Source organism: Chryseobacterium sp., from assembly GCF_008014695.1.
GTDB lineage: Bacteria > Bacteroidota > Bacteroidia > Flavobacteriales > Weeksellaceae > Kaistella.
Genome location: NZ_VOXE01000001.1, coordinates 444,427 through 461,109, shown reverse-complemented (window position 1 = coordinate 461,109; position 16,683 = coordinate 444,427). Strand labels below are relative to the sequence as shown.

At 34.3% G+C, this 16,683-nt stretch carries 23 protein-coding genes; 22 read left to right on the top strand and 1 reads right to left on the bottom strand.

Annotated elements, in window-relative coordinates; genetic code table 11:
- The first annotated feature begins 70 nt into the window (after positions 1 to 70).
- The 12 genes from FUA25_RS02215 (at position 71) to FUA25_RS02160 (ending at position 8,799) form a co-directional block, all read left to right on the top strand.
- Positions 71 to 622 carry a hypothetical protein gene (locus FUA25_RS02215; RefSeq protein WP_147755266.1) on the top strand — a complete coding sequence of 184 codons (552 nt, stop codon included), beginning with the start codon at positions 71 to 73 and terminating at the stop codon, positions 620 to 622.
- Positions 623 to 969: 347 nt separating this feature from the next.
- Positions 970 to 2,064 carry a hypothetical protein gene (locus FUA25_RS02210; RefSeq protein ID WP_147755265.1) on the top strand — a complete coding sequence of 365 codons (1,095 nt, stop codon included), beginning with the start codon at positions 970 to 972 and terminating at the stop codon, positions 2,062 to 2,064.
- 160 nt (positions 2,065 to 2,224) lie between these two features.
- Complete coding sequence (locus tag FUA25_RS02205; protein WP_147755264.1) at positions 2,225 to 2,866, top strand: hypothetical protein; 642 nt, start codon at positions 2,225 to 2,227, stop codon at positions 2,864 to 2,866.
- 54 nt (positions 2,867 to 2,920) lie between these two features.
- A complete protein-coding gene (locus FUA25_RS02200) occupies positions 2,921 to 3,508 on the top strand; it encodes a hypothetical protein (RefSeq protein ID WP_147755263.1) in 588 nt (195 codons plus the stop codon).
- A 239-nt stretch (positions 3,509 to 3,747) separates the two neighbouring features.
- The gene (locus FUA25_RS02195; protein WP_147755262.1) at positions 3,748 to 3,993 is read left to right on the top strand and encodes a hypothetical protein; all 246 of its coding nucleotides are present in this window, start codon (positions 3,748 to 3,750) and stop codon (positions 3,991 to 3,993) included.
- Between the two features lie 109 nt (positions 3,994 to 4,102).
- Positions 4,103 to 4,768, top strand: a complete 666-nt coding sequence (locus FUA25_RS02190; RefSeq protein WP_147755261.1) for a hypothetical protein — start codon at positions 4,103 to 4,105, stop codon at positions 4,766 to 4,768.
- A 114-nt stretch (positions 4,769 to 4,882) separates the two neighbouring features.
- A complete protein-coding gene (locus FUA25_RS02185; protein ID WP_147755260.1) occupies positions 4,883 to 5,482 on the top strand; it encodes a hypothetical protein in 600 nt (199 codons plus the stop codon).
- A gap of 129 nt (positions 5,483 to 5,611) precedes the next feature.
- Positions 5,612 to 6,178: a hypothetical protein gene (locus tag FUA25_RS02180; RefSeq protein ID WP_147755259.1), complete on the top strand. Its 567-nt coding sequence runs from the start codon at positions 5,612 to 5,614 to the stop codon at positions 6,176 to 6,178.
- A gap of 321 nt (positions 6,179 to 6,499) precedes the next feature.
- Positions 6,500 to 7,072 carry a hypothetical protein gene (locus tag FUA25_RS02175; RefSeq protein ID WP_147755258.1) on the top strand — a complete coding sequence of 191 codons (573 nt, stop codon included), beginning with the start codon at positions 6,500 to 6,502 and terminating at the stop codon, positions 7,070 to 7,072.
- Positions 7,073 to 7,283: 211 nt separating this feature from the next.
- Positions 7,284 to 7,802: a hypothetical protein gene (locus FUA25_RS02170; RefSeq protein ID WP_147755257.1), complete on the top strand. Its 519-nt coding sequence runs from the start codon at positions 7,284 to 7,286 to the stop codon at positions 7,800 to 7,802.
- Positions 7,803 to 8,045: 243 nt separating this feature from the next.
- A complete protein-coding gene (locus tag FUA25_RS02165) occupies positions 8,046 to 8,252 on the top strand; it encodes a DUF4287 domain-containing protein (RefSeq protein WP_147755256.1) in 207 nt (68 codons plus the stop codon).
- 121 nt (positions 8,253 to 8,373) lie between these two features.
- Positions 8,374 to 8,799, top strand: a complete 426-nt coding sequence (locus tag FUA25_RS02160; protein WP_147755255.1) for a hypothetical protein — start codon at positions 8,374 to 8,376, stop codon at positions 8,797 to 8,799.
- 64 nt (positions 8,800 to 8,863) lie between these two features.
- Here FUA25_RS02160 and FUA25_RS02155 read toward each other — a convergent pair whose 3' ends face one another.
- Positions 8,864 to 9,643 (bottom strand): GLPGLI family protein, encoded by a 780-nt coding sequence (locus FUA25_RS02155; protein ID WP_147755254.1) that lies wholly within the window; start codon positions 9,641 to 9,643, stop codon positions 8,864 to 8,866.
- A 329-nt stretch (positions 9,644 to 9,972) separates the two neighbouring features.
- On the opposite strand from FUA25_RS02155, the gene FUA25_RS02150 reads away from it, so the two are divergent.
- The 10 genes from FUA25_RS02150 (at position 9,973) to FUA25_RS02105 (ending at position 16,598) form a co-directional block, all read left to right on the top strand.
- Positions 9,973 to 10,668: a hypothetical protein gene (locus FUA25_RS02150; RefSeq protein ID WP_147755253.1), complete on the top strand. Its 696-nt coding sequence runs from the start codon at positions 9,973 to 9,975 to the stop codon at positions 10,666 to 10,668.
- Positions 10,669 to 10,779: 111 nt separating this feature from the next.
- Positions 10,780 to 12,216, top strand: a complete 1,437-nt coding sequence (locus tag FUA25_RS02145; RefSeq protein WP_147755252.1) for a DUF6794 domain-containing protein — start codon at positions 10,780 to 10,782, stop codon at positions 12,214 to 12,216.
- 102 nt (positions 12,217 to 12,318) lie between these two features.
- The gene (locus FUA25_RS02140) at positions 12,319 to 12,867 is read left to right on the top strand and encodes a hypothetical protein (RefSeq protein ID WP_147755251.1); all 549 of its coding nucleotides are present in this window, start codon (positions 12,319 to 12,321) and stop codon (positions 12,865 to 12,867) included.
- A gap of 145 nt (positions 12,868 to 13,012) precedes the next feature.
- Positions 13,013 to 13,642, top strand: coding sequence for a DUF523 domain-containing protein (locus FUA25_RS02135; RefSeq protein ID WP_147755250.1), 630 nt, complete (start codon positions 13,013 to 13,015; stop codon positions 13,640 to 13,642).
- A 190-nt stretch (positions 13,643 to 13,832) separates the two neighbouring features.
- Positions 13,833 to 14,330: a Crp/Fnr family transcriptional regulator gene (locus FUA25_RS02130; protein WP_228411643.1), complete on the top strand. Its 498-nt coding sequence runs from the start codon at positions 13,833 to 13,835 to the stop codon at positions 14,328 to 14,330.
- A 74-nt stretch (positions 14,331 to 14,404) separates the two neighbouring features.
- Positions 14,405 to 14,686, top strand: a complete 282-nt coding sequence (locus FUA25_RS02125; RefSeq protein ID WP_147755248.1) for a hypothetical protein — start codon at positions 14,405 to 14,407, stop codon at positions 14,684 to 14,686.
- 336 nt (positions 14,687 to 15,022) lie between these two features.
- Positions 15,023 to 15,343 carry an ArsR/SmtB family transcription factor gene (locus FUA25_RS02120; protein ID WP_147755247.1) on the top strand — a complete coding sequence of 107 codons (321 nt, stop codon included), beginning with the start codon at positions 15,023 to 15,025 and terminating at the stop codon, positions 15,341 to 15,343.
- Positions 15,340 to 15,831, top strand: coding sequence for an SRPBCC domain-containing protein (locus tag FUA25_RS02115; protein WP_147755246.1), 492 nt, complete (start codon positions 15,340 to 15,342; stop codon positions 15,829 to 15,831). The genes FUA25_RS02120 and FUA25_RS02115 overlap by 4 nt, the downstream gene beginning before the upstream one ends.
- 4 nt (positions 15,832 to 15,835) lie before the next feature.
- Complete coding sequence (locus tag FUA25_RS02110; protein ID WP_147755245.1) at positions 15,836 to 16,045, top strand: hypothetical protein; 210 nt, start codon at positions 15,836 to 15,838, stop codon at positions 16,043 to 16,045.
- 130 nt (positions 16,046 to 16,175) lie between these two features.
- Positions 16,176 to 16,598 carry a DUF1810 domain-containing protein gene (locus FUA25_RS02105; RefSeq protein WP_147755244.1) on the top strand — a complete coding sequence of 141 codons (423 nt, stop codon included), beginning with the start codon at positions 16,176 to 16,178 and terminating at the stop codon, positions 16,596 to 16,598.
- Positions 16,599 to 16,683 lie beyond the last annotated feature (85 nt).

The window sequence follows — 16,683 nt, the reverse complement described above, 5'->3', positions numbered from 1 at the left end:
GCCAATTATGAAATATGTATTCATTTTAATATTATTTTGTTGCATAAGTTGTTCGACAGACACTTCAAAAATGTTTAAAGAAACTCCTATTCTACTTAAGACGTCCAATCAACGATTAAAGACAAATTTCGATAGTTGCTTAAGTTTGACACGGCAATTAATTAATAAGCAAATAAGCGAGAAAGAGTTTTCAGAATATTTTCATTTTAATAATATTGCAAGTGGATTTGAATATGATAATGTTATTCTAGGAATATCAGACAGCTTATCAGAAATGCCGAAAAGCTATCAAATTTTTTATGATTTTGTTTATAAGGGTGACACGATCAGCTCTTTCCGATCCGACTTTGATGCAAACATAAAAATAATAGATTACCGAAAATTTCACTTACTTGCCTTTCGAAAATTTATAGACAAAGACCTTTTAATAACTAAAACGAAAGCTACTGAAATAGCTTTAAATAACGGTATGAAAGAGAAAGATTTAGATTTAATTCTAAACTGTACTACGGACAAATTTTATTGGAAATGTGAAAATAAATGTGACAACTGCTTATACTTAGAAATTGATGCTAAAACAGGAAATATAATTGGAAGAGGAAAAGTCGTTAACCGATATTAACGGCAGCTAACAAAGTACTCTTACAAGCGGATATAATGCTTATAAATTTGAGATTTTAACTTTGAATTCTCAAGAAAATTTTATGAGGGTTTTATTCCTTTGCTTTTCTCTATTCTTAATATTCGGTACTTTTTATAACTATGGAATTGAAAGAGAAAAACAAATCTAAAAAACATTGCAGGTAAAAAGGGTTCAGCAATAGCGGGCAGAAAGTTATCAGTTCACGTTTTGTGCCTGGGAAGAAATTCCTATTTTAATACATCTACACCATGTTTACTTTGTAGGATTTTATAATACCTATAACGAGTTAGCAGAAAAATTAACGAGACACCACCCAACAGAAACCGATGGAAGATATTTTTAAAGATTACGAAAAAACAATAAAGAGAAAACATAGTGTAAATTTCACTCCTAAATACAAAGAAGAATTCAGGACGAGTTTAAACCATACTCTTTTTGTTGCGATTGCGGAAAAAGCAGTTGAAAAACTGGGTTGGGATTTAGTATTTAAAGACGAAAACAGTATAGAAGCAAAACGAAAGGAAAAAAGTTTGGGTATTGAACGTTGGACAGAAGCAATTTCAGCAAGTTATGCATATGGTAATATTGTTGTTAAAAGTGAAAGTCTGGGAAATGAAATGTGGGATGTAGGCAGAAACTCAAAAAGAGTAAAAATGTTTATTTATTCGTTTGAAGAAACCTTAAAGACTTTCGACAGACAATCCTTAAATGAACTTGAAAAGGAAATTAAAAAAAAGAATAATTGGGATGACTATGTCATTCCAGAAAGTTTACCACAACCCACTCGGGCAAAAGAACCGAATATATTTATACCAATTATTGGAGGTTTAGTAATTTCGCTAATTCTGGGTTTTGTAATAGCATTTATTTCGTTGAAAGGAATGTATTTTATTGGTTTGTTTGAATTTTTAGTAGCATCAGCAATAGCACTGACTATGAAACAATTAATCAAACTTTCAAATTTTACTGACTTTAATAAGTTGCAATACTTATTAGCCGGAATGATAATTCTGATTTATTTGTCAAATCAATATTTCCAATATGAAATCATTTTGAATGCAAATAATTATGACAGAATCGGATTTTTAGAATTTTTAAAATTAAGGTTTTCACAAGGTTTAACTTTTAACAGCCTTGACACTGGCTGGATTGGTTTGGTAATTAGTTGGATTTTACAACTCGGCTTAACTGGACTTTTTGTTTATTTGAAAATTGTATCCGTTTTGACAAAATATGCAATTGAAAGAGTTCCAGTAGAAGTCATTGATTTTACTTATTACCATTTCGTGAAAGACAAGACCGAAGGAGAAATTAGAAATGAACTTGCCAAAAAAGGTTGGACTGACAAAACAAATCAAAACGAAGTATTTGAAGCGATTGGAGGTTTTCAAATTGCAACAGAATTAAATAGAATTAAATAAAAAAATAGATTTTCATCGTTTTGGCAATATGCCGGCTGAAGTGCAAAATTCAACAGTAGTTTTTCAATTAAACAATAGAAATAAAACCAGCTTTGTGCTCCGAAACCTGCCCGAACACAAAGCGCGAAACCTTCATGGACAAGCAAAAAAGACACATCAAATGAAAAAGACAGTTATCATATTGACGACATTTGTGGTTTTGGTTTCATGTAATAATTCTGAAAAGACGAAGACTACAAGCGACGCACAAGTCTCTGAACAAATTTCCGAGACAACGAAACGACAAAAATTAATTTTAGAATTAAAGAAGCTGCGGCAAACCATAGCTTCCAATGACGAAGAAAAAATTGCTGACATTTTTGAATTTCCACTTTCCGACGAATCGTTCAGTATCTACATCGACGACAATTCATTTAACGAACAATTCAAGTCAAACGGCAACAAGATTACAAGAACAATGTTCTTAGAACATTACAAATCAATTTCTGAAAGTATTTGGCTTGACCAATTAAAAAGTCTGTTTCATAATATCGCCATTGACAGTTTAGACCATAAAGACACATTGGTGTATGAAGCTTACCGTAAAACTGAACCCTGCTTTTATTCTTACCAAATAGAATTAAATAAGGACATTGTCACATTAAGAATGAATATGAACTCAAACAGAAATTACGAATCCAAAACAATTTCAGAAGAAGAGATTCCAGAAAATTCAAGTGAAATATGCGAACACAATTTTTGGTGGATTTTTAAATTTGATGGAAATAAATTACATCTGGAAAGTATTTCTGGAGCGGGTTAATTACAGATGAGGTTATCGAAAAAAGTCGCGGTTCAAAATCAATCAAAAAACTGAATGAAAACAAAATTCTTAATTTTCCTGGTTACCCTATTCTCTATTTATTCTTGCAGCCAAAGTAAAACTGAAAATTCGGATGATTACATAAGAAAATCATTGACCGCATTCGTCGAAAATATAAAAGAGAAAAAAATTAATTCTGCTGTCGAATTCATTTATCCAAGATATTTCGAAGTAGTTCAAAAAGAACAGATGACACAAATTCTGAATTTGACATATAATAATCCTTCAATTATAACTGAGATTCAAAGGTTCGAAATTGATAAAATTGAAAAACCAGAAAAAATAAAGAGTGAATACTACTCTATTGCTGATTATTCTTTCAAAATGAAACTGAAAATCAACTGGAATTCTATTCCAAATTCGGGGCAGGCAAAATCGCAAATAAAAGAAGGGTTAATTAAAAAATACGGAAATGATAATGTTCAATATTTCTCTGATGAAGATTATTATTTCATCAATGCAAAAATGAAAGCCTGTGCCATTTCAAGTAATGAAAAAGATTGGACCTTTCTTATTGTTGAACCTCAATACAAACCTCAATTAAAAAGCATACTTCCTCAAAAAATCCTGAACAAATTCTAAAATACTTTAGCTATCTCAGTATTTCTTCTAGCTGGGTTGAATTTTACACTATGGAGATTTTGGGTAATTGTTCTTTTAGTTATATTTACTAAGATTTTTTATCATAATCCTCACCAAAAGAAATACCTAACCGTTATGCGTGAGCTTAGAAGACGAACGTCACATATAATCGAGAACTTAGACAGCTCATTCATCAGACTCTAAATAAGGACGAAAAAGCGTTAGCTAAACTTAATAATTTGGGGTGCGGCGGCGGTGCAGGTTGTTACGATTTAGGATTTATTGTAACTCAAATAATTTATCGCATCGGAGAAAATGAATTTGCTTCGATGGTTGAGAAACTTGGCAGAGAAGAAACCAATTCAATTGAAGGTCTTATTAGGGTTGGCTTAGAATATGGAGACCATGACAAAGACGGAAAAATGGATGATAGGAGAATTGAGAATGAATTCCCCGAACTTCATAAACTTTTGAAATCGAAGTAAATTACCAACAAATCTCATTGGAGACAAGAAAGCCGAACGCATAACAGCGCACCTGCAACAGACGGGGGTTGCTTCGCTGATTTTCAAGTCCTGCTCCGCATCAACATTAGTGGTAAAAACCGCCCATCACAAATCTGTAAACCTTATCGGCAACCTTACAATGACACTAACTGACCAACACATCACTTACGAAAATGACTGCAGACAAATGTTCGTTGGACAGATCATTCGTGGTATTATTTATGGAGAACTAAAGTACTTTGCTGACGAAGAAGGAAACAATATTAATCCTGAGCCATTTTACCAAACAAAATATCCTGACATCGACACGCTTGACCATTCGATTTACTTCAAAACAGACAACAAAACGCTTTATGTTTTTTGGGACAACACATTTGTTTGCTATGGACTTCTGTCAAAACAACTTGACTTAACAGAAAAAACAAATGACTATGAACAAAAATGGGATGTTTCTTCTGACAGTAGGTGGCAACCTTTGATAGGGCAAAAAATCGTTGACTTTAAAATTTTGTGGGCAGGAACTGGAACTTCAATATATCCTCAAACATTTGAGATTAAAACACAAAACGGAAAATCAATTTTTATAACAGCTTCTGAACTTAAAGACAATGAAGACGAATATTACTCTCAAATGGACAATTTGCTTGTAACTACAAATTATGAATTGTTACAAAGGCTTGAAAACATAGAACAACAACAAATAGAAAAACACAATTCAAAGAAAACTTTATGGACGAAATTATTTGGACAATAAAGAAGGCTGCCCCATAACATCGGTTGGGCAATACGCAGTTTGATTTAACAGTAATGAACTTTAGTTCAAAGGCTAACGTAACCGACAATATTCTACCCTATGCGTTTAAACGATATGTACAAGACATTTGCAGCCATAATTTTGATCTTACTTTGTAACAGCTGTAAGGAAAATTTCACGAAACTAAAAGCAGGGGAATCTTATGATGAAGAATTATTAAAGGCTATAGTTCCACATAATTATATTGAATATTGGCAAATTGATTATGTTTATGGTTTTTCGCCAAAAAAAATATTTTCCACGGGGGATAAGGAACTGGCAAAACAAATATTAATTCCTGAAACCGTAAACGGAAATGGCTTCTTTTCAGGATGCCAACCAGGTTACTGCAATTATAGAATTGTATATTTAAAAAATAAAACCTGGCATTATGTTCAGGACACAGAAAAATTGTCTGAATTCATTGGAGAAATTGATAATGAAAAAGAGGCTTTCTTAATAGCAAGAATCAAGGATTACGATATTGACAATGGATCTTCAGAAGGTAACGGTTTTACGAAGACAGAATATGGCTACAAGCTTAAAGTACATAAATACAATACTTGTCCTGAATCGAAAGAAGCCTTTATTGTAACTGTACAAAAAAATGGAAAATTCAAAGAAGTAAAAAATCGGGGCTATTATTATAAATCTAAAGATTGTATCGTCTATTAATCAAAATTAACTGCTTTTGACCCCTGCCCCTATGCAAATGGCCTGGGTGATGTTTTACAAGACGATCTCAAAAAATGTCGTCGCGGATTCTTGAAAATGTTGTTAAACATAAGAGATTGTCAGCATGTTATGAAAAACCCATTCAAAATCGTATTCATTCTCTTCTTCGCAAGCTGTCATCCGAAGACGGCTGAAATCAGTTTTCCTGAAAAATTCAGGACCGTTAAGGCGACTGATTCCACTTCATTTATTGAATGGACTGACGGAAAAACAGTGTACCGATCATCAAAAACAATAGACAAAAATTACGTTGATAATAAGACTTACTGTAAATGGTCAAATGATCAATATATTTGTCTGAGACATTCTACCGGAAGCGACACCTGGACGGATATCATTTTGCCTTTCAATCATAACCACTACAAACTTTTTGAGAATGCGCTGGCCTATGACAAAAATGCGGAAACTGTAATTTGTGAAACAGATTCCGCAGGTTTCAAACTGGTGGCGGAAAATATAGAGAACGGGAAAAAGGAATTTATTGGCAGGGAGTGGGTTCACTGTGGAAGCGTTTTTCCGCATTATTGCATTGACAGTATAAATGTTCGTAAGAATATCTTATATGTTGAATGGACAATCCCTCATATTGACCACCAAAACAAAAAACAAATAATACGGATAAAACTGAAAATATAAAAACCGCTCGCAAGCGGTTTTGTGCAATGGCGCACTTAGTTTTTCACACCCGGATTACTGAATGGGAAAATTCGATATATTTACAACTGAACAATTAACAAGTCGCCACTCACACAAAGCGGAAGGTTATGCGCCATTTTATGAATCCATCTGAAATTAACATATTTGACATCAAGAAAAATTAATCAAAAAATATTTTGATCAGGATTTTCAGTCTTTTTAGAAATTTTCCGAAAAATAAAAAGTGGAAGATATTGGATGACATCTTAAATTCGAGATGTGAAAAGCCAGAAGAAATTGGGTTATGTTAACTGATATGTTATGAAAATAGTTTACCAAATATTATTTTTAGTCTTTATCATAAGTTCTTGTGAAAGTAAAGGACAAAATAATCTCCCTATGAATATCGAAATAAAAAAAGAAAATGCAAATCCGGCTGCTCAGAAGATAATGTCAGATGAATTCTTTTATGATGTTGTAGATGAATTTGCACCATTTGGAAATGATGTAGGAAATGACACTTTTTACACTTTCATAGAATGGAAAAATAAAAATGAAACTAAAAAAGCCACTGAATTTCTCACTGGAAATCTTGCTGAAATGGGCTTGTCAGATTTTAATTTAAATGCAGATGCAAAAGACCCAAGGCAATTACTGTTGAATGTTGATAAAATGCCAAATAAATATGATGACATCAACTCAATTGACAACACAGTCATTTCTTTGGCGTTTACCCAGTTATTTATAGGCGGAAATATTGATCCTGAGATCAAACATCTAGCGAAAATTGCAATCGAACGGGAGGTTTTATTTGCGGATGTTTGGGAGGAAAATTCAAAAATGCGTCTTGAAAAACTCGCTAAATTAACCGACGCCTTAAATATTGCTGAATAAAAATACAGCCCTCAGCACGTTATCTCTATAAAGAGAGGGGTAATGTTTATCATACTGCCCCCCAGCAGAAAACCCACCGTTATTGGTAATCTCATAAAAAACAGTCATGATCAGAAAGTTAACTTTTTTAAATTTAATAATTCTTATTCTGATATTTGCTGCAAGTATAGGAACATTTTACGGGATCAATTATCCGTATCCATTTAACTTCATGTACGATTTTAACCAATATGGATTTGAGTATGTTGCAGCGATTGTATTAGTAATAGCACTGCTAACAGCATTGGTTGCTACTTTAAATATTAAAAATTTAGATTTCAAAAATAAGTTTCTGAGAATTCTCCCGCTTTTTAATTCAATTTTCCTGGTGTTTATGATTTTTGAAGGGGTATCGGCATTTATCCATCAAAAAAGTAAATTAATCAAGCTAGAAAATGCATATATCGCACGGGCAAAAAAAGACATCACAAAAGACAAAATAATTTACGAATATGCCGGAGGTTTAGCACTTCCCATGTACAGTGAAAAAGTGGTAAAGGAGATCGACCGTATTCATGAAAAATATGGAGTAACGTATTTGAATACAGGTTGTCTCATTAACTATGCAGAAATCAAAGCGCAGAAAAAGTATAAGGAGACCGTAAGCCCTTATTTGGAAAAGCGAAACGGAAAGAATTGGGAAATAAAAATGAATGCTGAAATTGAAAAAATCAAAAGAGACTCTCAATAACATGTTATTTCTAGATCGAATGGAAACCTCATCAATAAATGCTGGCTGTAGATAACAACTTTTTTTGTTAGCGGGGTTGAAATTTACCTCATATAAATTTTTGCAGATTGGTGATATTGTTATACTTACAAAAGCTTGTGCCCCCGATCCGTAAAAACATCTAAGTTGGCCGCAATTGGAAACCTGCAACCCTATTCTATCAACGAAAAGACTGACAAAAAACAAAAGCAAAGACTTAAACAAATGAAAAAAGATTACTGGGATGTTTCAGATGAACAGGTCATCGAAAAAACCGGAAAGAACATTGCTGAATGGGTCAAAATTCTCGAGCAATTCAAAGCAGCTGAAAAAAAATCAAATGATGTGGTTTCGTTTCTGCAAAAAGACTATGAAATGCCAAGATATTGGGCCAGGACTCTGACCACCCTGTATCTGAAGAAAGACAAATAGAAACAACGGGTCACTAACACTGGTTTGGCGTAGTGGCCGTTTATTATCCGGAAATACCTTTCGCAAAATGCAACGCGTCAGCGCACATTTAAAAAACGACAATCGAAACAAAAAAGAATTGATGACCAGTAACGACAAGAATTTATGGAGGGCAAGCTGGCTCGGTTGTATTAACCAGTTGACTTCGCTTGAACTTCAAAAAAAATCCTGGAATGACAGAACCCATTCAAATCCACACTGGTCATTTGTAGAATTTATATGTTGCTATTTTGACGATTTGGTTATTCACGAAAATTACAAATATCAATTAGACAACGACTGGGTGACACAAAAGGAATATGACCTTATTGAAGACTGGCACACTGCACTTGCCAAATACAACCCGCCTAAAAATGATCACTTTGACAATGAAGCGATTCTAAATGACCCAAAGTGGTTAGAAATTATTGAAATTGGAGTTGCAGCACAAAACAACTTGGCCAGCATTCTAAATGACACCGAAAGAAAACTTTTGACCGAAGAAACAGATTATTTAAAATTTATTTAGACAATACGAAAGAAGCAGATTCTGTGCTTGGTTGGCATGGTGCATCATGTCCAGTAATGGTCATTTAATAAATACTTAATTCGAGAGGATTATAGTCTTTAGCAGCCGATTCTGCGTTTCTTCTGATCATTTCCAAATCATCTTTGTTTTCAATAAACTGTTCATGTATCTGCATTCTTCCGGCTACTTTGTTTTTTAAAAGTTCTGCAATTTTTTCCTTTGTTGTTTTTTTAGCGTTGGCTGCAACATTCGCCGATTTACAAGTATATTTTCTTTTTCTAAAGGCATAAAGGGTATAGTGATAATCATCTTTGGAATCATAGAGTTCAGCAATAAGACCTGGCAAACCGTTAAATTTATAGGGTCCATACTGAAATGGAATATCTGTTGTAAACCAAGCCATCCAGGTTCTGCCATATCTGGTGGTTTCGGCTTTTTGACATTTAAAACCTAAAACCGTTTTAAACTCATTTTTAATTTTCCAATTGATATTGTTTGGCTCTTCATAAGAATAATCAAGATAATTGATTTCAGTTGTTACATAAATTCTGGCTGAAGTCGTTCCAATGGTTTCCCTAAAATCGGTTACATATTTCATTGCTTCGTTCATAGTAATGTTTACTTTTTCAACTTCAAGAGAATCAGCAATATATTTATTCATGTTTTTAAAAAACGAAGCGTCGTGATTAATCAATAAAGCAAAAGTTGTTGACTTCCTGAAATTACCGGACTTTGAAAGCTTGTAATTTAATTTATAATCGGCTTCATAAACTATCTCAAATTTCTTTTGAGAAAAAGCGAATGTTATTATCAACAGATGAATGAGGAGGAGGATCTTCTTCATGTTATTTCTTTAATATAAATACAAAGGACCATATCAGAGACGGTCTTATTCATTTGCCTGTTTATTAGTGACTGTAAAATTATTAATCCTGTTTTTCCTGATCTTTTTTAATAAATAATTATTAATTTTAAATCGATTCCAAGATATTGAAATAAATCTGATTATAAGGGGGTTATTTTTTTATCAGCTTAAGCAGATCAAGAGGTGTTCCTGACCTGGAATGAGTTGAAAAACCCAACCTAACAAGGGCATTATATATTGTAGTCACACGGATCACAAATCACTTAGATCGGGGGTTCAGCGCCATTATAGAAACGTAAAACAATCTTATGAAATATAGTTTCAGCATAATATTTTATTTTTTTTCTCTTGCTATTGTTGGCCAAAATAAATCTATGGTTTATAATAAAAATCAAAGTGACTTTAAATTTACAGCAAATGAAGAATTAAAAAAAGAATTTAATGAAAATGAAAATTCTAACAGTAAAATTCAAGTAATTGCTAAAATCACAAATGATACCGTTATCTCCATTTACCTGAAAAACAACACGGAAGACTCCCTAAATTTAAGTAAACAGGATAGGCATTTGTACCTAATTCAAGAAGCAAAAAATAAAAAAGGAGAATGGAAACCGATAGAATATTGGAGTAATTCTTGGTGTGGAAACAGTTATTTGTCCGAAAATGTTGAAAGTCAAAAAATAATTAAAACAGAAACTGAAAAATATAACGGAACTTTTGAAACTGAAATAAGATTCAAATTTTTAATTTACGACGAAGTAGTTTATTCAAATCAATTAAAAGGTAAAATTAATGTAACTCAATTTGAAATTCCGAAAGAGTTTAGAGAACATTCAACTTACAAAAATGTTTTAAGATTTTCTGATAGGGAACTTGCTGAAAAAGTTATGTTTTTAGAACCAAACGCAATGAAAGAGTTCTCAGAAAAATATAAAAAATGGGTAAATATGATTGCAGATAAAAATAAAAAAAGAATAGAAACTGAAAATAAAAAGGATCAATAAAAATGCCACGTCTATCAGTGGTTTTCGCAATGGCACAAAGTGGAAAATTGTCGCCACGGTTGAACGGTGGAATTTATCCGCAATTATTTAAAAAATGCCCAGAAACATCAAATGAAAAAAAAAATCTTTATTCTATATTGTTTTGCTTTGGTTTTCCAAAACCTTTCTGCTCAAATGTCCACGGAGGGTGTCCCCATTTCCGAAACCTATTCATCAAATGGGGAATTTAAGTTGTTATCTATTTCCTATGATGACGAATTTCCAAATCTGAGAGGAGAATCTTTTGTTTCATATACGCAAGAATATGACAGCATTGGGGTCAGAAAAAAATTTTATATGATAAAAAGGTCTTTTGATGTGTATGAAGGCTATCCGTATTTTACTGCTATCAGTAATGACGGAAGAAAGATCATCTACATTACAGATTACCTCTATGAAAACGGTGTAGAAAATAAAAACATCACGTATTATGTTGACGGTAAATTAGAGAAAACATATACCACTGAAGAATTTATTAACTGCAATAAAGATAAGGAAAAGTGTGAGCTGTTTTATGATAATAAGTATCAGATCTATGGAGGGGGAGGTATGACATTTAAAGAATACAAAAAAACAGCTTCGAATAAAGACATTTTTTTAAATAAAAGTTTTGTTTTCAATAAAAACGACACCATATATGTAATTGATTCAAGAAAGAAAATAACCCTTTATGATCTGGATAAAGGAAATATCGTGGGTTCAAAAATTGAATTCGATTCAATTTATCCAAAAATCAGAAACATTGAGGCTGTTAAAAGCAAAGTTTCCTATTATAAATATCCTTACAAATATGTAATAGATATTCAAAATTCAAAAAACAATGAAATGCTTTCTGAAAGCATCGGTAAAAGGGCTGGTTTAAAATTTATCTCCATAAATGATTCAACTTTTCATAAATATAAGCTTCACAAAATTGAACTAAGTGGTTATATGAACCGGAATGGCAAATTTGAAATTGAAAATCTTGAAACTGATTCCATCTTTAATAAAAAATGGATAGAAGATTATATCACTACTGCCACATTCAAAACAGAGTTTATTCCCCGTGAAGTTGATAAAATTTATGTGAAAGGTTTTTATGGAGGCTATCGTGATTATGATGATAAAATTGCACAGCGAGAAACAATTAAAGATAGAAAAAAAAGAAAGAAAGAATTTGAAAAACGTCTTACCCTTGAAAAAATCGATGATGTATATATTCCTAAAAACCTATATGAATGTTTAACAGCACTGGACCAAATTTTAAATTTCGAAAGTAAACAACAAATCATTGAGACTAAAGATTCCTGGCAATTTAATTCACATATTGGCGGATTGGGAATGTGGATACGAAACACCTGGGGAATAAATGGAGGTTCCCGACTTTTAAAATATTTTAACGATAGAAATAGAGGAAAAGGAATGTTTGGGAATGATGAAATTTCAGGTATCATAATTACCCAATATATGATCTGGCTGAAAGGAGACAAAGATGCCTGGAGAAAATGGGAAAAAGAAAATCCAAAATAATGAAAACTAAGGCCAAGAAAGGTTTTGCAATAGGTCGCGAAAATGCAAAGCTCAACGAATAGTTCTTCGCTTTAAATAAAAGCCACCAGAAACTGTCTGTCTTTGCAATGGCAGGTTGACTTTAGCCGGAAAACTCAAAGGGAAAATTTATATCTTTACAACAGCGCGGTAAGCTGCGGCTGCGCACAATGCTTACCTACCACTGATTATCAAAAAAGCTTAAAAACAAATACGACCATGACTATTGAAACTAAACCGCAAAAAACCAAAACCGGAATTTCGATCTTAATTATTACGCTGATTTTAGGGTTTTTAAATGTGATGCTTACAGAATTCCTAACTGATATAAAATCTTTGTCTAGTGCCCAAGGGGTGTTTACCACTTTCTTCACTTTTCTCATTATCGGTTTCTTAATTTATGAAATGAATAAAGGGAAAAATTGGGCACGAATAACATTTCTAATCTTGACTGTTTTAGGGTTATTCTTTCTTCCTTTTACATTGCCAATGCTTTTTGAACAGAGTTTAGTTATTGGAAGTTTATCTTCAATAAATGGAATTCTACAAATCGCTGCATTAATTTTGATATTTAGCGGTGAATCCAATAAATGGTTCAAACAGGAAGATAACCGCTATTATAAAGCTGAGTAGAAACTAAGCTCAACATTATGAGCTATTCACTAATTGCTCATGCTATATTTACATAGACCAGTTATCACACTCTCCGCGAACAGAAATACCCAACGTCACAGTTATTTCACTGCAATATGCCGAACCTTGATTCAACAGAACTGCTATGCCTGATAAAGATTATCTGAGAAATTTACGAATCCCCACTAAAGAAAATCCTTTGAGGATTCTCGTCAGTGCCTGCTTACTTGGTGTAAAATGTGGGGTTGATGGAGACAGTTATGGAGAATATACAAGTGTTTTAAAACTTCTGCGATATGAAAATGTACAACTGATCCAGTTCTGTCCGGAAGATTTTGAATTTGGTACCCCCAGAGAAATGTGTGACATTTACGGCGGTAACGGACTTGATGTTTTGGAGGGAAAAGCAAAAGTATTAACCACCTCTGGTTCAGACTGGACTGAAGGAATGATAAACGCTTCGGAAAAAATGCTTGAAGTGGCACAACATAATGCGGTTGAGCTGGCCATAATGATGGATATAAGCGCTGCCTGTGGAAATCACGTGATTTATGATGGCGACCGATATGCTGCAGACAAAAAATATCAAATCGGTATGGGGGTATGTGGCGCGCAACTTCACCGGGCAGGATTTAAAATCATCAGCTGGAGAGAGTATGAATCTCTTGAAATTTTATATTCGAAAATAGATCCCATGCATCAAGTGGATCAGTCGGCGAAGGACTTTGACCAACACGAATGGTATCTGGACTATTTTAAAATGAAGGACAGGTAAAAAGCCTGAACAAAAGGCTTTAGTTTGAGAATATGCCGGCCAAAGTGACTTCACCACACACTTAAGCGGTAATTTGAAAAAAGTAATCTGAAAATACAGGATTCCCTTGAACACGGACATTTTACTTCAGGATTTACAAAAGTACTCGGACTTTAATGAAAAAGACTTTCCGGAGTTTTTAAGGCTGTTTGTGCCTTTTAATGTTAAGAAAAATGAGTTCTTTTATAAGGCGGGCGAAATACCCAAGTACAGCCCTTTTATTATCAAGGGGTGCATGCGGAAATTTTTCATCAATGAAGACGGCGAAGAACAGATCGTGTTTTTTGCTGAAGAGAGCTGGTTTGCAGGAGAATTACAGTGCATGAGGACCAAAACCAAAACCGAAATGTATTTACAGGCCATTGAAGACTGCGAAATTCTTGGCATTACGATAGAAAATATAGAATCTGGATTTGCAAACTTCCCCGCTTACCGGCAGTTTTTCGACATCAAATATCCGCTGGACCACAACCGGATTATTCAGGAAGCCACCCGGTTAAAAAGTGATACCCCTGAAAGTTTATACCTGCGCCTGATGAAGAACAGACCTTCATTGATTTTGCGCGTCCCTCAACACTTTATTGCAAATTATTTGGGAATAACCACGGAGACCATCAGCAGGATCCGAAAAAAAATTGCCAATAAGTGATTTGTTGATTTGAATCAACGCTTTAAGTTTTCAGCAGATTTAATTTTGATGAACAATCTTAAAACAAAAGAAAAATGGCAGTAACACTTATTGTAAAAATTCAAGTTGAAAACTTTGAGCAATGGAAAACAGTTTTCGACGAAGCGGTCGAATTCCGTAAAAGATTAGGGATCGAGATAAAAGGAATTTATCAGTCTTTGGATGATGAAAGAAGTATTTCCTTAATTTCGGAATATCCGAGTCTGGAAGTGGCGAAAGCCATGCTGGCCAATCCGGAATGGAAATCCACCCAAAAAAAGGCAGGTGTGATCGGTGGATTTGATGTTACCTTCTGCAACAGTATTCCTTTCGATTAAATGCCAGCAATCCGGAACGATTCTTCAAAATATCTTTGAAGAATCGTTTTTTTATTTTGAAGCGAGCGTAATAGCTTATTGACCTGCGCTTGATCATAAAAAATGCAAAAGTTATATAAAGAAAGGCTAAATCCGGACCTGTGCTACTGAAGAAGTTCTTTCTGAACCTCTCTATTTTCACCCATTACGTTACGGAGCATATTGCAGACGCCCCATAAATATACGTTTCAGAAGTATGTTTAAACTTTATAAAAAATATTCGCAGAAATATTTGCGAAACCAAACAGTTGCGCTTATATTTGCAACCTAATAGTTGCATAATTAAAGAACAATCACATGAGAAGAGATATTTTCCAGGCCATTGCTGACCCTACCAGAAGAGCCATTATTGCTTTAATAGCGGTACAGGCAATGACTCCTAACGCCATTGCCGAAAACTTCAACACGACACGGCAGGCCGTATCAAAACACCTGCGTATTTTAACAGAATGCGAACTCATAAAACAGAAACAGAAAGGCAGAGAAATCTATTACTCGCTTGAAATTGACAAAATGAAAGAAATAGACCATTGGATTGAACAGTTCAGGGTGATCTGGGAAACCCGATTTAATCAGTTAGATCATTTATTATCAACAATTAAAAAAAATACAAAATGAACAATCTGGAATTTGACTTTAAGGTTGAGAAAGCAACAAAAACGGTATTCATCACGAGGGAATTTGATGCCGAACTTCCGCTCGTGTGGGATGCATTTACAAAACAGGAACTGCTTGACCAATGGGTGGCGCCTAAACCATGGACATCAAAAACAAAATTCATGGAATTCAAAGTGGGTGGCCGAAGATTTTACGCGATGGTGAGTCCCGAAGGACAGGAACGCTGGTCGGTTCAGGAATACACTTCTATTACGCCAAAAACCCATTTCAAAATGTCGAATGCTTTTGCAGACCAAGACGGGAATCCTGAACTGCCGGGTTCTGACTGGGATTACACTTTCAGTGAACAGAACGGTATCACAAAAGTAAATATCGTTATTTATAATGAATCTCTTGAACGATTGGAAAGGATGATTGAAATGGGCTTCACCGAAGGATTCAAAATGTCGATGAACAATCTGGAAAATCTTTTGGAAACATTAAAATAAAGTCATGATTTTCGTTTTCAGGACCTCAGTAAGAACAAAACTGCAGGCGTCAAAACTCCAACCCTCCTTAGACAGAATACTTCCAAATGCAAAATGGAATTTCGACCTTGAGGACTGCGATAAGATTCTGCGAATCGAGAGTGAAGAAAACATCGTTTTGGAAATAACAGATCTGCTTAACAGTCACAATTTTGTCTGTGAAGAATTACAATAATAGTCTCGCCTTTGCGGCAGAAAATGAAAACCCTCTGCTAACGGAGGTTTTGGATATAGAAAGTAAAATTTTCCAACTCTATATCACAATTTTTTAAGACTTTTGTTCGTATTAAACAATGAAATAAACAATGTTAAATAACCTCCAACGATTTCTCGATGCCCAAGCAAACACCTACGAAACGGCGCTTCGTGAAGTGCGATCCGGGCACAAAAACAGCCATTGGATGTGGTTTGTGTTTCCGCAAATCAAAGGACTGGGCTTCAGTGAAATTTCTAAGTTATATGCTATTGAAAATGCTGCAGAGGCCAAAGCATATCTGGAGCACCCTATCCTGGGTTTGCGTTTACGGGAAATTTCACAGGTGCTGTTGGAACTTCCTGTAAAAGATGCCCATGCCGTCTTCGGCAGCCCTGACGATCTGAAACTGAAATCCTGCATGACGCTTTTTGCCGCTGCCGACTCGGAGCCGGACAATATCTTCCGGCGGGTACTGGAAAGGTATTTTAAAGGCAAAGAGGACCCGGCGACGCTTGAAAAGCTGGCGAAATAGTTTAAAGCGACGTATAAAACGAAGGGCAGCAACTGTTTTTAATTTATTCTGCAATTACCTCTTATCTGTTTTTAAGAAAAGCTCA

What these genes read in the sequence shown, in the direction of transcription:
- FUA25_RS02215 (WP_147755266.1), top strand. Translation starts at nt 71, where the DNA reads ATGTTTAAAGAAACTCCTATTCTACTTAAGACGTCCAATCAACGATTA.
- FUA25_RS02210 (WP_147755265.1), top strand. Translation starts at nt 970, where the DNA reads ATGGAAGATATTTTTAAAGATTACGAAAAAACAATAAAGAGAAAACAT.
- FUA25_RS02205 (WP_147755264.1), top strand. Translation starts at nt 2,225, where the DNA reads ATGAAAAAGACAGTTATCATATTGACGACATTTGTGGTTTTGGTTTCA.
- FUA25_RS02200 (WP_147755263.1), top strand. Translation starts at nt 2,921, where the DNA reads ATGAAAACAAAATTCTTAATTTTCCTGGTTACCCTATTCTCTATTTAT.
- FUA25_RS02185 (WP_147755260.1), top strand. Translation starts at nt 4,883, where the DNA reads ATGTACAAGACATTTGCAGCCATAATTTTGATCTTACTTTGTAACAGC.
- FUA25_RS02180 (WP_147755259.1), top strand. Translation starts at nt 5,612, where the DNA reads ATGAAAAACCCATTCAAAATCGTATTCATTCTCTTCTTCGCAAGCTGT.
- FUA25_RS02175 (WP_147755258.1), top strand. Translation starts at nt 6,500, where the DNA reads ATGAAAATAGTTTACCAAATATTATTTTTAGTCTTTATCATAAGTTCT.
- FUA25_RS02170 (WP_147755257.1), top strand. Translation starts at nt 7,284, where the DNA reads ATGTACGATTTTAACCAATATGGATTTGAGTATGTTGCAGCGATTGTA.
- FUA25_RS02165 (WP_147755256.1), top strand. Translation starts at nt 8,046, where the DNA reads ATGAAAAAAGATTACTGGGATGTTTCAGATGAACAGGTCATCGAAAAA.
- FUA25_RS02160 (WP_147755255.1), top strand. Translation starts at nt 8,374, where the DNA reads ATGACCAGTAACGACAAGAATTTATGGAGGGCAAGCTGGCTCGGTTGT.
- FUA25_RS02155 (WP_147755254.1), bottom strand. Translation starts at nt 9,643, where the DNA reads ATGAAGAAGATCCTCCTCCTCATTCATCTGTTGATAATAACATTCGCT.
- FUA25_RS02150 (WP_147755253.1), top strand. Translation starts at nt 9,973, where the DNA reads ATGAAATATAGTTTCAGCATAATATTTTATTTTTTTTCTCTTGCTATT.
- FUA25_RS02145 (WP_147755252.1), top strand. Translation starts at nt 10,780, where the DNA reads ATGAAAAAAAAAATCTTTATTCTATATTGTTTTGCTTTGGTTTTCCAA.
- FUA25_RS02135 (WP_147755250.1), top strand. Translation starts at nt 13,013, where the DNA reads ATGCCTGATAAAGATTATCTGAGAAATTTACGAATCCCCACTAAAGAA.
- FUA25_RS02125 (WP_147755248.1), top strand. Translation starts at nt 14,405, where the DNA reads ATGGCAGTAACACTTATTGTAAAAATTCAAGTTGAAAACTTTGAGCAA.
- FUA25_RS02120 (WP_147755247.1), top strand. Translation starts at nt 15,023, where the DNA reads ATGAGAAGAGATATTTTCCAGGCCATTGCTGACCCTACCAGAAGAGCC.
- FUA25_RS02115 (WP_147755246.1), top strand. Translation starts at nt 15,340, where the DNA reads ATGAACAATCTGGAATTTGACTTTAAGGTTGAGAAAGCAACAAAAACG.
- FUA25_RS02110 (WP_147755245.1), top strand. Translation starts at nt 15,836, where the DNA reads ATGATTTTCGTTTTCAGGACCTCAGTAAGAACAAAACTGCAGGCGTCA.
- FUA25_RS02105 (WP_147755244.1), top strand. Translation starts at nt 16,176, where the DNA reads ATGTTAAATAACCTCCAACGATTTCTCGATGCCCAAGCAAACACCTAC.